Genomic DNA, 15602 nt, shown 5'->3' with positions numbered 1-15602 from the left:
CCTTAAAGTTAAGCAGCTTTTTGTTGAAGATTTCATCAAAATGTCAAAAATCAGCTTGCATATTTTGGAGGAAAGACAGATATTGGAATTATAGAAGATCTTCTTACATACTGAAAAACAACAGATGCAAAGCGAGGAGACAACACGCATTTACACAATCAGAATATACAACTGCGCTGAATGACTGCATGCTCAAAGTGTGCCAGATAAGAAAGTTTTGTAGCACCGTCTCACAGAAAAGAGAGGAAGATATTTATGAATATTGAAATCCGTACAGATAAAAACATTCAAGGTAGTGAACGCTTAAACAGTTATGTTCGTGCAGAACTTACACAAGAATTCCAACGTTATAGCGAGCGTATTACACATTTTTCGGTTCATATTAGCGATGAAAATGGGGATAAAACGGGCGATCATGACAAACGCTGTATGATTGAAGCTCGCCCAGCAGGAATGAAACCTGTCGCAGTGACTCATAAAGCAGCAAATATTGATAACTCGATTCATGGTGCGATTGATAAGCTAAAACGTAGCTTAGAGCACCTGTATGAGAAAAAAGAGCAGCATCGTGGTGGTTTACCTGAATATGTCGATGTAGATGACGATGTAAAAGTGGATGATGAAGCATAAAAATCGACGCATAAAAAAAGCCCTGTTCGGGGCTTTTTTTATGCGTGTATCAAATTTATACATGATTTTTTAGATGGTTTTATAAAATCCTGTCAGGATATTCGGCATAATAGACAGATTAAAAAATATTGTGAGAATTGGTCATGTTAAATAAGCAACAGCAGGCCTTGGTGCAAGCCATACAACAACTCGATTTGGACCAAGTGCAATCTTTACTTGCTGAAGGACTCGACCCGAATTTTATTGATCCTGAACAAGGACCACCTGTGTCCATGATTTGTGATGGTCTATTTGCTTGGTGGGAAAGAATCTGTGAAGCTTATGAAGCAGGTAAGCCTTTCACTGACGAAGAAAAGCAACAACAACTTAAAGTTTATTTAGATATTTTAGAAGCCTTGATTCAAGCCAAGGCAAATTTACATTTGTGGGATACCGAAGAGTTTTATGGTCCGCTTTGGGATGCGGCAAGTTCGGCTTGTGTGCCTGTGGTCCAACGCTTACTCGATGAAAAAGTAGATCCAAATACCCGTGATGAAGAAGGCCTAACGGTTTTATCTTCTATTAGTCAGCTGTTCTTTGATTGTGAATTCGATGAAATTGATTGGTCAGAATCATTGCCAGAAGAGCGAGCAACACTGGAATTGCTACGTGAACATGGTGCAAAAATGTCAAAAGAGCTCAGCGCATAAGCCAAGCTATTAAAAATAGAACGAGGAATAGAATGAAAACATTGCAAATATCGAGCTTAATTGCTGTATCTATGCTCACAAGTACCGTTTTTGCGGCTGACTTTTCTTTTGACCGCCCTGGTGCGGGGATAGGGACAGGTATTACCCCTGTAGGGCAGTTGGCATGGGAACAAAGTTTACCGAGTGTCAGCTATCAAGAAGGCAAGGTTGATGGTGTCAAAGACAAGACCTTGACGTTGAATGGTGACATGTTATTGCGTACAGGTTTAGCTGATGGCCTCGAATTGCAATTGGGTTGGCAAGGTCCAGTGTGGCAGCAATACAAACGTGCGGGCACGAAAAAAGAGACCAATGGTCTGGGCGATGTCAGCATTGGTTTGAAAAAAGCCATTGATCTAAAAGATGATCGTTTATCTATGGCCTTGTTGGCTGAAGCCATTATTGCAACGGGGAATGATGAATTCACCAACCATGATGATATCTATAGTCTCACTTCAGCAGTTGCTTACGAATTTAGTGACTTGATTGGAACTTCGATCACGATGCGTTATGAAGCGCAGAACAGTAATTGGGCCGTGACTGCAATTCCAACGATTGACTATAAAATTGCAGGTAAATTATCGGGTTATTCAGAGTTTGTTTACCGTAAAGCCGAGAGCAAGGATTATGAATATGGTCTTGGTACAGGTCTGATCTATGCCTTGAATAATCGCACGCAATTGGATGCCAGCATTGGCGTTGATCTTAATGGCGATCAAAAAAGTTATAACGGTGGCTTCGGCGTATCGGTTTTATTCTAACAATAATGAATACTCCTGAATTCTCTTAAATTTACTTCTGTATAAGTGGGAGGGAGGTTCAGGAGAGTGATAGTGAGATAATCATGCAAATGTGTGTTCAGACTGGGAAATCTTTCCCGCTGATGCGTTACTTTCTTGGGACTTTATTGTTGTTATGTGGGTCTTTGACTTACGCTCAAGAAAATTCATCGGCGCCATTACTCAGCCCCGAACAGGCGTTTGCATTTACGGTTGAGTCGACAGCACAGAATCAAGCGCGCTTGCATTGGTCGATTCAGCCGAATTACTATTTATATCAACACAAATTTGAAGTGCAGCAGGGCAATCAGCCCGTCGCATTGACTTTACCGAAAGCGGTGGAGCAGTATGATGAGAACTATGGTCACAGCCAAGTTTATTATCAACAAGCCGAATTTAGTATTCCAACTCAAGCCTCGCAACATTATCGTGTGACTTGGCAGGGCTGTGCCAAGGACCGTATTTGTTATCCTCCGCAAAATATTGAATTTCAGACTGATGCCGATGGTCTAGTCAGTGCTCAGAATGTCAGTGCAAACTCACAAAAAAGCTTTTTAGATGTGGCGCGTGCATCCAATTCCTTAAATACCCAAACGGCAACAAATGATGAGGCACAAGCTGAGCCAACGGCAAAAAATTCAAATGTGATGGCACAAGACCAAAAGTGGTCAAGCGCACTCGAACAGCATTCGCTGGCCTATAGCATCTTATTATTCTTGGGTTTAGGAATTTTATTGGCGTTCACGCCATGTTCCTTACCAATGTTACCGATTCTGACCTCATTGATTGTGCGTGACAATAAAGGCGTCAAGGCTTGGTCGATTGCACTGACTTTTGTCGTGAGTATGGCTTTGGTCTATGCGGTATTAGGTTTGATTGCTTCTGCAGCAGGGCTGAATTTCCAACGCTGGTTACAACAACCCGTGACATTGATCGCATTTAGCTTATTGTTCGTGGTGTTTGCCCTCAATTTATTTGGCCTGTTCGAGTTGAAACTGCCACAGAACTGGGTCAATCGACTGGATCAGCTGCAGTCCAATCAAAAAGGCGGTACTTTGGTTGGTGCCAGTGTCATGGGCATGATCTCTGCACTGTTGGTCGGGCCATGTATGACCGCACCTTTGGCTGGGGTATTACTGTTTATCTCGCAGACACAAAGTCAATGGCAAGGTGGATTGTTGCTGTTTACGCTCGGTTTTGGCATGGGCATTCCATTGCTATTGGCCAGCGTTTTGGGGGCAAAAGCTTTACCCAAAGCTGGTGACTGGATGAATCAAATCAAGGTGATCTTTGCCTTTTTAATGCTGGCATTGAGCATTTACTTTATCCGTCCTTTGCTGCCAGAGTTAGCGATTCAAATTCTCAGCTTAATTCTTGGTTTGGCTTTTATTATTTATGCGGCATATCGCTTGTTTGCACAGAAAAGTAAGTTGCAATGGTTGTATGCGATATTATTGATTTTAGCGATTCCAGCATTGGCTTTTAATCAATATCAGCATTTTCAAAGTCTCAGTTCAGTTCAGGCTGATAAGTTGGCCGAATGGCATGTGGCAAAAACAGCAGATGAATTTCAGCAGATTTTAGCCAATGCACCCAAAGACCGTGGCATTGTGATTGATGTCTATGCGGATTGGTGTGTGGCTTGTCAGCCGATTGAGCATCGCATTCTAAAAGATGCCGAAGTCCAGCAGGCGTTATCGGGTTATTATTTAATTAAAATGGATTTAAGCCATTATGATGCGTCACACCAAGCATTGTTAGCACAGTGGGATATTTTAGGACCACCGACTTATTTATTCTTAGATCAGCAACAACAAGAAATTCGCTCGCTACGCTTAACGGGTGCATTCCAAAAAACTGAGCTATTGCAGCAATTGGCATTATTTAAAGGGAAACAATAACAATGTATCAACTCTTTATTGGCAATAAAAACTACTCCACTTGGTCGATGCGTCCATGGGTTTTACTTACACAAGCGGGGATTTCCTTTCAGGAGCATGTGATCCGGTTTGATAGCTTTGAAGCAGATAGCCAATTTAAAACAGAGATTCTAAAGCTCAACCCAACGGGTAAAGTCCCTGCGCTTGTGAATGGCGAACTGGTGGTCTGGGATAGCTTGGCGATTTGTGAATATATTGCGGAACAGCATCCTGAACTTGATTTGTGGCCACAAGAGAAGACATGGCGTGCTCGAGCACGTTGTATTAGTGCAGAAATGCATAGCAGCTTTCAAAGCCTACGCAATCTCTGCCCCATGAATGTAGAAGCGGATCTGGCACATATCGGCAAACAACTCTGGGCTGAACATGCGCAGTTACGTGCTGATGTGGCTCGAATTGATCAGATCTGGTCTGAACGTCCGAGCGAAGACAGTTTTTTATGTGGCGAGTTTAGTATTGCAGACGCATTCTATGCACCAGTGGTGATGCGTTTTGAATGCTATCAACTGCCACTCTCCGCATCCAGCCAAGCCTATGTGCAAAAAACCTTGTCTTTGGCATCGGTGCAGCAATGGATTGACGAAGCTAAACAGGAGCAGATGTTTGTGCCTTTTGATGAACCTTATCGTCAACATCGAGAAGAATTTTTGAAAGGCTAATCAACATTGCAATGAAGGCATATTGTGCCTTCATTGTTCTAGCTTGTTGCAAGATCAGTAAATATTTTCACTTGATTACGCCCCGCAGCTTTGACTGCATACAAGGCTTGATCGGCTTGACTGATGATCAAATGTGGTTCATCGGCACTGAGTGAACTACTAATCCCAAAGCTGGCACTCACGCTAAATTCCTGCTTATATTCTGTAATAAAGCGCAGTTGTGATACTGCGTGGCGACAGCGTTCAGCTACGTTCTGTGCTTGCATCGTCGGCGTATTAGGCAGTAATAAAATAAACTCCTCGCCACCAAAACGACCAATGATATCTTGATCACGTAGATTACTTGCCAAGCATCGTGCGACTTGGATCAATACTTGATCGCCCATGCTATGCCCATATTGATCATTAATCGTTTTAAAATGATCGAGATCAAGCAAAATAATGGAATAGAGCGGGTGGGGGTGTTGATGCAACTTATTTAAATAGCTACTGATACTACGTCGATTGAGTACATTGGTTAGAGGGTCGAGACGACTGAGGATCTGAATGGTCATTTCCCGCGTTCGCCATTGTGTCAGTAAAATTTCAAATAAGAATAAACACGCCAATAAAATCGGCAATAAGAAAAATACCATACTGCCGACCCAGAATGGATGCATCGGTACTTCATTTAGGCGCTGCATATTAAACAAAGGCGCATAAGTCAGCATCCCAATCATGCTCAGGTAGTTGCATAGCAATAAGGCAAGTGTTGCTGGAATCAAAGCGCAATAGACCATCCTGCGGTCAAACAGCACTAGGCCTACACCCACCACACTGACATAACCCACCATAGTCGCTGGGCTAAAACTGCCGGCTAAATAGCCTTTATGGCATAGCATTGCAGTAAAAATCTGCACGCTGAGGATAGGTAAAACATTCTGCGCCCAAGTTCGATCCTTAAACACATGGCAAGGAATAATCAGCAGCAGCATCACGGTTAGCGTAATCAGGCTAGTAATTAAGTGCGAACGCACAATCCCAAGATTGACCCATTCAGAATACTGTGGATGTATCAGGACAAAAATATCCCAACTGATCCAAAACAGGCTCATAAATGCAGCAAGTATCAGTAATAAAATACTTTTTTTGAGTATGGTCCAATTGACGACAATATGATGTTCCCAAGAAAGCTTAAAGCCCCATCCTTTTGTGTCAGTTGACCGATTAAAACGAATCTTCACCATTGGCATGCATCCTTTTATGCAATGAGATTCCGAGTAACTGTAGATCTGTCGTCAAAATACCGAAGAACGATTATTGAAATAACAATAACATCTTTAGAATGAGAAAAAAGTCTAGCTCTGGGCTTTTTAATGCAAATTAGGACGGGAAAAATTCTTTGATAAATCAGCTCTTATCAGAATATCCAATGACTTTTATTTTATGATGACCAAAGGGAATTAAGAATGACAATGGTCAGACATAGCTGACCATTTTTTACACAATTTTGTTTTGCTTAGTCACGATCGAGAGCATGCGCAAACGCTGCGATATCTGCCAAAGCTTGCTTTGCCTCAGGGAACCAAGCATTAAACATCTGGAAATTATGCCACATGCCGGTATACAGCTTGAACTGAACTTTGACATCAGCTTTTTCAGCTTTTTCTCTAAAGCGTTTTGAATCATCCAATAGAATTTCTTTAGAGCCGACTTGTACCAAGGTAGGTGGAAGCCCTTTTAAATCATCAAACAACGGTGAAACACGTGGATCATCGGTTTGAATATTATCGCTAAGATAATGATTAATACCTGCCTGTAAGGCCTCAATAGACAACAAGGCGTCATGTTTCTGGTTAAAGCGTAGCGATTCACTGGTTAAGGTGAGATCAAGATAAGGCGACATCAGAATCAAGCCACTTGGCATCAGTTCAGATTGTTGTTTGAGACGCAAACACAGTGCCAAGGCAAGGTTTGCACCACAAGAATCACCTGAGATAATAATATCTTTCGGTTTAATGCCTTGTACCAATAGTGCTTGATAGACATCAAAAATCGCATCGATGGCTTCGGGATATGGATGCTCAGGTGCGAGTGGATAATCAACATGAATCACTTGCATTTGAGTACGTGCTGCAATATCTGTCATCAAGGCACGATGAGTATTTAAACTACCAAGGAAAAAAGCACCACCATGAATGTGGAAAATCAGTTGTGTGGCAGCAGCTTGGGCTTTAATTTCTTCACCACGAACACCAGCCAAACGGATGGGGCGGACTTGTACTGTTGGATCTTGGGGAAAGAGACGGCACAGTTGATCGAGCAACGGACGTAATGCATTTGGGGCCAAGTTAAATTGGCTCGGTGTCCGAATCGTCGCTTTAAGTAAGGATTCAGTAAAATAATATTTCCAAACAGTAGCAAATTTCATAATTTTTCCATATTGTTAGATCAGTATAGCAATAAGAAAGTTCTTGAAAATAAGCTATGTCTAAGCACGACGATAAAATCTGAAAAAATGTGCACTATGACACTCTTACTCAGGTTATACCAAATAGTCATAATCAAGAATTGCAATATTGATTGAAGTTCTCAATACTTTCAGTTTGAAAGACCCCTTAAGGATATTACAAAAATGAAGAAAATTGCTTTAGCATTTGGATTGCTCGGTTTGACAACTTTTGCCAATGCAGCGGATGCGCTGAATGGCACTGTTTGGCAGACAATTGATGATGAAACAAAACAGCCAAAGGCGATCGTGAAATTCACGGAGCAAAAGGATGGAACGTTAACGGCGTCGATTCAAAAATATTTAGTAGCAGGCCAGGAAAATGCTTGTTCTAAATGTGAAGGAACTTACCATAACAAACCACTGAAAGGCGTGACTATTGTAAATGGCCTGAAAAATGTCGGTGGTGTGAACTACGATGGTGGTTCAATTATCGATCCTAAAAATGGTAAAACCTATAAATTGAAAGCTGAAATTATCGAAGGTGGTAAAAAGCTGAAATTACGTGGTTATATCGGTGTAGCTGCTTTAGGCCGTAACCAAACTTGGATTCGTACCAACTAAGCCAGATTTAAATAATAAAAAACCGGGTCCTAAGACTCGGTTTTTTATTTCTGCTCATCTTTAGCGTTTAAGCGGATAAAGCTTGATAGGTGGCTTCATCAAAGCCAATCACAAAACCTTGTGGGGTTTGCAGTACAGGGCGCTTAATCAGGCTAGGCTGCGCGATCAGGGTGTCAATCAGGTTCTGTTCATTGCTGGTGGCGTGTGTTTGCTCATCGGCAGTGAGTTTGCGCCATGTGGTGCCTTTTTTATTCAGTACTTTGTCTGCACCAATCTCTTTTAACCAGATCGCTAAAGTATCTGCATCAATGCCTTGTTTTTTATAATCATGAAATTCGTAATTGATGCCGTTGGCTTGTAAGGCATCAAAGGCTTTTTTCATCGAATTACAATTTTTAATGCCGTAAATTTTAAACATAGCGAAAACCATAAAAGAATAAAAGAGATGAGCCAAAGCCTAACGCAAAAGAAGGGGGGTGTACCAGTTGAAATTTTTTATTAAGTTGATCGGTAGGGTGTATGCAGCAATAATTAAATGACGAAAATGATCATGTGAATTGAGCAGAACTGCTAAAGACAAATTAAAGCAAGAAAATCTAAGATTTAGAAAAGAGAAAACCCGCATATAATCTTCCTGATTATGCGGGTCTCATTTCAACGTCCAATGTCTCATCCATGCAAATAAACTTAATCTAAGTTTATTTTATCTTCCTACGGCGTCCTATCCCTTTTTGGTCATCCTGACCGCTTCCCTGTGCCGTGAAGCTATAATGCCGTTCTAGATGCGAAATAAAAATATACAAAAGCGACAAGTTATGTAAGCTAAAGAAGCGGTAAAAGTGAACAGGTGTTCACTTATTCGTGTATTTTGTAGTCGATAATCACGGGTGCATGGTCACTAAACCATTGTTCTTTATAGACCCATGCATTTGTTGTACGTGCTTTCCAGTCTGGAGAGCATGAATGGTAGTCGATACGCCACCCAACATTTTTCGCACGTGCTTGACCGCGATTTGACCACCATGAATACAATTCTGCTTCAGGGCGGACTTCGCGGAAGCTATCCACATAACCTAACTCATCATACATATGATCGAGCCAAGCACGTTCATGTGGCAGAACCCCAGAAGATTTCTGGTTGCCTGACCAGTTTTTAATATCGATGCGTTTATGCACGATATTGTAATCCCCACAGACAATGATTGATTTATTTTCATCTCGCCACTGTTTGAGTATTTTGGCGTATTCTTGTAAAAACACGTCTTTGCGTGCTTGCGCTTCGTCACCGCTTGATCCTGATGGCAAGTATAACGAGGCAATATGAACAGTTTGTGACAAGCCTAAATCAAATTCAGCGGTGATAAAACGGCCTTGGGAATCGGCGAGTTCAAAGCCTAAACCATCTTTTACCGATACGAATGGCAGACGGCTATAAATCGCTGTGCCTGCATAGCCCGCACGTTCAGCAGGGAACAGGTGGGTATACCAGCCTTCAGGTTTAAATTTATCGGTCCATTGCTCATGGGTGATGCGGCTTTCCTGCATACACACCACATCGGCACCCGACTGTTCTAACCATTCGAGCAGGCCTTTGGTGACTGATGAGCGCAAGCCATTTACGTTAATTGAAACGACTCGAAGAATTTTTACATCACTTGGATAGCTATCCTTTGGTATCATACGTCTGTTTAACCTCAATTGAAGAATTTGGAGCACTTTATATGACAACGCCTGTGTCATTTCATCCGCAAGCTTTTATCGAACTCGCATTATCACGTGGAGTGCTTAAATTTGGTGAGTTTACCTTAAAATCAGGCCGTGTCAGTCCTTATTTCTTTAACGCAGGTTTGTTAAACGATGGTGAAGCACTGTCTTTGTTAGCGCAAGGCTATGCCGACAAACTAGTACAATGCGACAATGTCGGTGTGATTTTTGGCCCAGCGTATAAAGGAATTCCTTTTGTCGCAGCAACAGCGGTGGCATTGTCTCAAGTGCATGGTAAGAGCGTACCTTGGGGCTTTAACCGTAAAGAAGCCAAAGATCATGGTGAAGGCGGTGTGTTGGTGGGTGCATCGGTTGCGGGTCAAAAAGTCTGGATTATTGATGATGTGATCACTGCGGGGACGGCGATTCGTGAAGTGGTGACCATCTTAAAAAATGCGGGTGCTGAAATTGCAGGTGTGTTGGTGGCGCTAGATCGTCAGGAACGTGGACAAGGTCAGCTTTCTGCGATTCAGGAAGTGCAAAAAGAACTCGAAATTCCAGTTCATGCTCTCATTACCATGAAAGATTTGATGGATTATTTGGATGCGAAAGGCGAAAAAGACGCTTTAGCTAATATGCAGGCGTATCGTGAAAAATATGGCATCTAAGTTTTAGGTGTAAAGAAAAAGGAAGCGAAGGCTTCCTTTTTTGTTATAGGGTGCAGATCAGATTAACTCTTGATCTTAGTTCAGTTGATGCAGGCTTGTGAAATAACTGGCGGATAAAAAGATGATGAGCCTAAAACTAATCCCGAGAATGAGGGGGATGATCCAAGATTTTTTCTGATAACCTAAATTCTTGGTTTGATTGATTTGTTCCTTTGCAAAGAAAAAATACCATATAAATAAATAGACTAAACCTAATCCATTTGCACCACTGATACTGGACTCTAGATCATTGTTAAAATCACTATAAATAACAAATAGTGACAGGCATAAGACGATGAGGCTAATGGCTAACCATTTGTTTGATTTTGCGATATTGTCTTTATTACCTAAAGCCTCTGAGTTTTTTAAATATAGAATAGAGCCAAATATGGGAGTACACAGAATACTCCAGTTGGTAATAGCAGATGGATTCCAAAGGTAAGTTTTACTATTTTGCTGATTTATTTTTGTTCCACAGTTTGAGCAAAACTGTGATGAATCAATATTCAAGTGTCCACAATTACGACACGTCATAGTCTTAACACTCCGTTTTTATTCTATTTTATCTGAGTGTATTTCAAGGTTTTTACCATGTTATTCTCTTTTTTATATCAAGTTGTTCCAAAAGAAGAGTTGGTCGGTATTTTATTAAACATTCTGATCTAACATTGCAGGCATCAGGATTTCTTTAATACAGCTAGCTTTGCTGGTTGAAATAATAAAATGAATTGCCTGAATCACATCGGCTAAAGGGATGAGAGAATATTCGGTTTGTTCTAAAATGTCTTGAGTGGCTTTATCAATCTCATATTCACTGGCTAGATAGCCCAAATTCAGCACACTGACTCCAATCAAGTGCTCACGTAAGATTTCTCGTAGTGATTGCGCAATGCCCCTTAACGCAAATTTGGTAGCGGAGAAAACAAGTTCTTTACCATTATGATTATCAACACCCCAAGTGGAGCCGATCAGAATAATTTTGGCGTTGTCGGAGAGTTTGAGATTTTCAATGAGAGATTGAATCGACAGGATACAGGTGCTGATATTGGTATTGATGATTTGGTTGATTTCAGCAGCAGAAACCTCTTCAAAATTATAGTTGTCGCTAAAAGCTTGTTGCTCCCAAATGCCCACATTGTAAATCAGTACATCAATTTTTTTCTGTCCAATTGCTGTTTTTACATCGCTTACAGCCTGCTCTGGTTTGGATAGATCAGCACGAATCCAGTTTAAGTTTGGAGTTTGTTGTGGTTGGCTGCGAGATACGCCATAGATGGTATCTGTTGGCTTTGGTACAGCTTGAACAATGGCTTTGCCTAGACCTTTACTGACGCCGTATATGAGAAACGTTTTATTTGAGTTATCCATCCATCTATCCGTATTTTTAGATTAAAAGATGACTATAAAAGCTCAAGTTGGCTTGAGGTCAATGGCGTATATGAATTATAACTGTTTAAAATAGAAAACGAAATTTTTCACTGTTATGACGGTTAAAATTTTTAAATTGGTAGTGTAGATATTATTAAAGATATAATATCCATACTTGTTAGAGTGTTAATAAATAAAAGAAAAATATTTATTATTTAATTGCAATTGTTTAAATTTCATGCTTTAAAAGAATAAAGTAATTAACCTATAGAAAGATTTAAAATATGGCAAGATGTACAGCACCAGTTCATGGTCATCGTTCAGCAAGTGCAAGAGCAAATTGCCCTGCATGTGGTGGTTACAGTAGTAGAGGCTATAACTCATATTCTTCTTACAGTTCATATTCCTCTTATAGTACCCCCTCAAACAGTTCTAGTACTAACAGTAGTGGAAAATCATCAGGAAAAGTAAAAGCTCGATGGTCTCCAGCAGGTTCAACTATATTTTATACTCCTGAAGAAATTAGAACTCTTTCTCCTGTACGTGATAATGTTGCAAAACGTATCGAGATACCTGACTTAAGAGATGTTTTCCTTTGTCATGCTTGGGATGACAGAAAAGGGGCTGCTAAAGAATTACATGATTTACTTGAATCAAATGGTGTATCTGTTTGGTTTAGCGAAAAGGATGTTCTTCTTGGTTCATCATTGCTTCGTGAAATAGACAAAGGTTTAGCAAAATCAAGAGTTGGCATTGTATTGGTTACACCATCTTTTCTTAAACGTGTTAAAGGAGAAGGTATTGCTGATAAAGAACTTTCCGCCCTCTTAGCTCGAGATTTACTTGTTCCAATAGTTCATGATACTACTTTTGAAGAATTACGTAATGTTAGCCCCTTGCTTGGATCTCGAAGTGGTTTAAGTACTATAGAAGAACCAATAGTAAATATTGCCGCCAAACTTGCTGAGTTAGTAGCCCCATAAATTTTTAAATTATGTTGTTACTGCTCAATGCTGTTACAAGGCCCCTAAACAGGGCCTTGTAAACATTAAGAAAAATGATCTTTCCTTGCATACCATTGAGTATGTTCACGTGAAAATGCATTTTCTGTATCGCCAATAAAATCAGAAAAAGCTTTTTCATTGTTTATTGGGTACAAAAAGTAATCAATTTTAATTTGTGTTATTTCTGATGCTGTTAATGAATAGGATGTTGATAATTCAGAATATTTTTTCACCTGTATCCAACCGACTAGACCTATCGCAGCTGTTACTATTATATCTGTTGGCCATACTTTTTCGTCTACATATCCTAGCCTCGATGCAGCTAGAACAACAGCAATTATATTGAGGATAATAACTATTGAAAACAATGAATTAGATTTAAAATTATTCTTTCTTGAGTTTTTTTTATACCAGTCTAATTGTGATTGAATTCTATATGATAGGTATGCGGATTTTCTTTTCTGTAAAGTACCATTCCTTAATTCTTGCATTCGATATGAAATTAAATCCTCATTGATATCAGCAGAAATTAAAAGCTTCAGCTCTTGATTTTGGTTTGTTATTTTTTTAATTGAATTAATAAACTTCACCTTTGCAATATCAGTATCCTCATGAAATGGTTCTGCTCTTGTTACAAAACGCCATGTAATAGTTCGAATAGACTCAGCTAACGATCTCGCAGAATACCATTTCCTGTCTGGCTTATTCAAAAAGAGACCTAATGATGAGATTAAGACACATACAACAATGAAAATCTGGAATGAAATAGTCCACTTTGTAACGTTTGGATAAAGAGATATTCCTGTAAGTACTATTAAGAACAAAATATGTGCAAAATAAAGACGATAAAACTGATTCTGATATTTTGTTGAAAGCTTATCTGAAACCTGAAACCAATTAGGAAAATCTGTATCTTTCATAAACCCAACTTTTTGTATGCAGAATCTGATAATACATAATTTTTTCCAACTTCTTGTTTAGGAATGTTTTCCAAACAGTACATTAATACTTTTTGCGAATATGGCAAGAAAACAAATCCTAAATCTTTAATAAAATCAGGACATAAATTATCAGAATTTCTAGAATTATTAAGATTTAAAGCAAATAATCTACAACCTTTTTTAACAGCACATTCAATTTCATACTTCACAAAAGTAGTTTTGAACTTTGTATCCTTACCTATTAAAAGTACAAATGTGCTTACTGAATCAATTCGCTCCTTACAAACTCTCTTAATATATGGAATATTCTCGGAACGAATTGCAGTAGGTAGCTGATAATCAATAAAATTAAAATCTGTATGAGGATTTTTTTTCCATGCTTTCATTAAATAGTAGTGACTTATATCCGAACTACTGAAACTAAAAAAAACTCTTGATGCCATAACTTTTCTTAAACTAAGAAATAAAATTTTAATTAGTATATCAGTATAAAAATCAATATAATAATTAAAATTTAAAATACTAGTGAGATAAAATGAAAGTTTTTTTGAGTTGGTCTGGAGACAAGAGCAAAGAAACGGCAGAATTATTAGATTCATGGATTAGATGCGTTTTACAAGCAGTAGATCCTTGGATTTCAACTAAGCATATTGGTCGGGGCGCTCTTTGGTTTACTGAAGTTGCTGATCAACTTCAACATACTACTATAGGAATTATTTGCTTAACAAAAGAAAATTTAAATAAGCCTTGGATTCTATTCGAAGCTGGATCGTTAGCCAGAGGCTTAACATCCTCTAGAGTATGCACATTTTTAGTAGATCTTCAACCTACAGATATTGAACCTCCTTTATCTCAGTTCAACCATACTCTTCCGAACAAAGATAATATGAGAGCTTTAATAGATACATTAAATGAATCTTTAAAAGAAAATAAATTACGAGATGATATTCTGGAGACTGTTTTTGAAACTTATTGGCCTAAGTTTGAAACCGAATTTGGTGCTATTCTTAAGAGGTATTCAAATGAGACTCTACAACCAGTCATTAGAACTGAAGAAAATATTTTGTTAGAGCTATTAGAAACAACTAGAACTTTTGATAAAAGAATTAGAAATATTGAATCATCCGTAAAAAATCAGAGTACTAATTTGAGAAATATTCTTTCTTCAAACCAAGCTAAAAGAAGAATTTTTGAGATGGTAAGAGAGGGTATTCCTAAGGAAATAATTATTGAAAATCTTGCAGATAAAGGAATTTCGCCAAATTTCACTATTAAAGAAATTAATGAAATATCCCGTGAAATGGGAATAGATATTATTAACGATAATCTTAATAATTTAGCTTAAAAATCAATTTAATAAAGTAATGCCTCCAAAGACAGGTATCTTGTTAATGAAGCCTTTTGGGGGGGCATTTAACATAATGGGTATTATGTAAATTATACATCCTCACACTTCTTACATTCCAACATCATCCCTAATTTTTCACTTCGCCCTTGTTCGCTTAACACCCAAGGGCGATTTTGCCACGGCGGATCATGGCGCACATGTTGCCCATGCCCACAAGCAAGATCAGCTATCCAATGAGCTTCTTCATCGAGATGAAAACCGACAATGGCTTGCTGCATTTAATTTTCCAGACTTTCGAGTTTAGATTGTTCCAAACCCTTTAAAAAACGATGGCATAAGTTATGAATCGCCAGCAGATCATTTGGGTCCATACCCAATGAGCAGGCGAGCTTAAACGGAATCAGGGTGATTTCATCTTTTGCAGTCAGTGCTTTTTCCAGCAAAATCACTTTTTTCATCCGCTCATCTTCTTTGACCGCAACACGTTTTAAAAACTGCTTTTCTTCGAGTTTTTTAATAATCGGTGTCAGCGTTCCGGAATCAAAAAAAGTCTTTTGCCCGATTTCAGACAACATCACATTGTCTTTCTCATACAAAGCCAGCAATACAATAAATTGCGGATAGGTTAGATCATATTCCTGAAGTAAAGGCCGATATTGGCGAATCATCGCATTGGTCGCAGAATACATGGCAAAACACACTTGGTTATCCAAAAATGAAACGTCAGCCACGATGATTTGTC

Annotated in this window: 19 protein-coding genes; 9 read left to right on the top strand and 10 right to left on the bottom strand. The window is 39.1% G+C overall.

Translation table 11 applies throughout. The features are described from left to right. The first annotated feature begins 255 nt into the window (after positions 1-255). From A7P55_RS01760 to A7P55_RS01740, 5 genes are all read left to right on the top strand, one after another. Positions 256-630 carry an HPF/RaiA family ribosome-associated protein gene (locus A7P55_RS01760; protein ID WP_171550875.1) on the top strand — a complete coding sequence of 125 codons (375 nt, stop codon included), beginning with the start codon at positions 256-258 and terminating at the stop codon, positions 628-630. A 143-nt stretch (positions 631-773) separates the two neighbouring features. Continuing rightward, a complete protein-coding gene (locus tag A7P55_RS01755; RefSeq protein ID WP_171550874.1) occupies positions 774-1319 on the top strand; it encodes an ankyrin repeat domain-containing protein in 546 nt (181 codons plus the stop codon). A 32-nt stretch (positions 1320-1351) separates the two neighbouring features. After that, on the top strand, positions 1352-2119 hold the full coding sequence (locus A7P55_RS01750; RefSeq protein WP_171550873.1) for a transporter: 768 nt from the start codon (positions 1352-1354) through the stop codon (positions 2117-2119). 83 nt (positions 2120-2202) lie between these two features. Beyond that, positions 2203-4038 carry a protein-disulfide reductase DsbD gene (dsbD, locus tag A7P55_RS01745; RefSeq protein ID WP_171550872.1) on the top strand — a complete coding sequence of 612 codons (1836 nt, stop codon included), beginning with the start codon at positions 2203-2205 and terminating at the stop codon, positions 4036-4038. 2 nt (positions 4039-4040) lie between these two features. After that, positions 4041-4736: a glutathione S-transferase family protein gene (locus A7P55_RS01740; protein WP_171550871.1), complete on the top strand. Its 696-nt coding sequence runs from the start codon at positions 4041-4043 to the stop codon at positions 4734-4736. Between the two features lie 38 nt (positions 4737-4774). Here the strand turns inward: A7P55_RS01740 and A7P55_RS01735 are convergent, their stop codons facing one another. Together A7P55_RS01735 and A7P55_RS01730 are read right to left on the bottom strand one after the other, a co-directional pair. Further along, on the bottom strand, positions 4775-5962 hold the full coding sequence (locus A7P55_RS01735; RefSeq protein ID WP_033132707.1) for a GGDEF domain-containing protein: 1188 nt from the start codon (positions 5960-5962) through the stop codon (positions 4775-4777). Positions 5963-6234: 272 nt separating this feature from the next. Further along, entirely contained in the window at positions 6235-7146 is a 912-nt protein-coding gene (locus A7P55_RS01730) for an alpha/beta hydrolase (protein WP_171550870.1), read from the bottom strand. Positions 7147-7350: 204 nt separating this feature from the next. Here A7P55_RS01730 and A7P55_RS01725 point away from each other — a divergent pair, with 204 nt between their 5' ends. Then, on the top strand, positions 7351-7788 hold the full coding sequence (locus tag A7P55_RS01725; protein ID WP_004803572.1) for a DUF2147 domain-containing protein: 438 nt from the start codon (positions 7351-7353) through the stop codon (positions 7786-7788). Between the two features lie 67 nt (positions 7789-7855). Here the strand turns inward: A7P55_RS01725 and A7P55_RS01720 are convergent, their stop codons facing one another. Together A7P55_RS01720 and A7P55_RS01715 are read right to left on the bottom strand one after the other, a co-directional pair. Further along, positions 7856-8206, bottom strand: a complete 351-nt coding sequence (locus A7P55_RS01720) for an arsenate reductase (RefSeq protein WP_171550869.1) — start codon at positions 8204-8206, stop codon at positions 7856-7858. 437 nt (positions 8207-8643) lie between these two features. Next, positions 8644-9468: an exodeoxyribonuclease III gene (locus A7P55_RS01715; protein ID WP_171550868.1), complete on the bottom strand. Its 825-nt coding sequence runs from the start codon at positions 9466-9468 to the stop codon at positions 8644-8646. Between the two features lie 41 nt (positions 9469-9509). On the opposite strand from A7P55_RS01715, the gene pyrE reads away from it, so the two are divergent. Then, positions 9510-10160, top strand: a complete 651-nt coding sequence (gene pyrE / locus A7P55_RS01710; protein WP_004657130.1) for an orotate phosphoribosyltransferase — start codon at positions 9510-9512, stop codon at positions 10158-10160. 75 nt (positions 10161-10235) lie between these two features. On the opposite strand, the gene A7P55_RS01705 is transcribed toward pyrE, so the two are convergent. Then, on the bottom strand, positions 10236-10733 hold the full coding sequence (locus A7P55_RS01705) for a zinc ribbon domain-containing protein (protein WP_289847003.1): 498 nt from the start codon (positions 10731-10733) through the stop codon (positions 10236-10238). A 114-nt stretch (positions 10734-10847) separates the two neighbouring features. Further along, positions 10848-11567 carry an SDR family oxidoreductase gene (locus tag A7P55_RS01700; RefSeq protein ID WP_171550866.1) on the bottom strand — a complete coding sequence of 240 codons (720 nt, stop codon included), beginning with the start codon at positions 11565-11567 and terminating at the stop codon, positions 10848-10850. 284 nt (positions 11568-11851) lie between these two features. Here A7P55_RS01700 and A7P55_RS01695 point away from each other — a divergent pair, with 284 nt between their 5' ends. Continuing rightward, entirely contained in the window at positions 11852-12550 is a 699-nt protein-coding gene (locus A7P55_RS01695) for a toll/interleukin-1 receptor domain-containing protein (RefSeq protein ID WP_171550865.1), read from the top strand. Between the two features lie 65 nt (positions 12551-12615). On the opposite strand, the gene A7P55_RS01690 is transcribed toward A7P55_RS01695, so the two are convergent. Continuing rightward, positions 12616-13491, bottom strand: coding sequence for a DUF4231 domain-containing protein (locus A7P55_RS01690; protein WP_171550864.1), 876 nt, complete (start codon positions 13489-13491; stop codon positions 12616-12618). Further along, a complete protein-coding gene (locus A7P55_RS01685; RefSeq protein WP_171550863.1) occupies positions 13488-13955 on the bottom strand; it encodes a TIR domain-containing protein in 468 nt (155 codons plus the stop codon). The genes A7P55_RS01690 and A7P55_RS01685 overlap by 4 nt, the downstream gene beginning before the upstream one ends. Before the next feature lie 92 nt (positions 13956-14047). Here A7P55_RS01685 and A7P55_RS01680 point away from each other — a divergent pair, with 92 nt between their 5' ends. Next, positions 14048-14857 carry a toll/interleukin-1 receptor domain-containing protein gene (locus tag A7P55_RS01680; RefSeq protein WP_171550862.1) on the top strand — a complete coding sequence of 270 codons (810 nt, stop codon included), beginning with the start codon at positions 14048-14050 and terminating at the stop codon, positions 14855-14857. A gap of 92 nt (positions 14858-14949) precedes the next feature. On the opposite strand, the gene A7P55_RS01675 is transcribed toward A7P55_RS01680, so the two are convergent. Next, positions 14950-15138, bottom strand: coding sequence for a DUF3565 domain-containing protein (locus A7P55_RS01675; protein ID WP_171550861.1), 189 nt, complete (start codon positions 15136-15138; stop codon positions 14950-14952). After that, a complete protein-coding gene (locus tag A7P55_RS01670; protein ID WP_171550860.1) occupies positions 15139-15591 on the bottom strand; it encodes a MarR family transcriptional regulator in 453 nt (150 codons plus the stop codon). It abuts the gene before it with no gap. Positions 15592-15602 lie beyond the last annotated feature (11 nt).

It is taken from the genome of Acinetobacter sp. Ac_5812, from assembly GCF_013072695.1.
Lineage (GTDB): Bacteria > Pseudomonadota > Gammaproteobacteria > Pseudomonadales > Moraxellaceae > Acinetobacter.
Note: the sequence above shows the minus strand (reverse complement) of the source record. Positions and strands in the feature narration are given on the sequence as shown.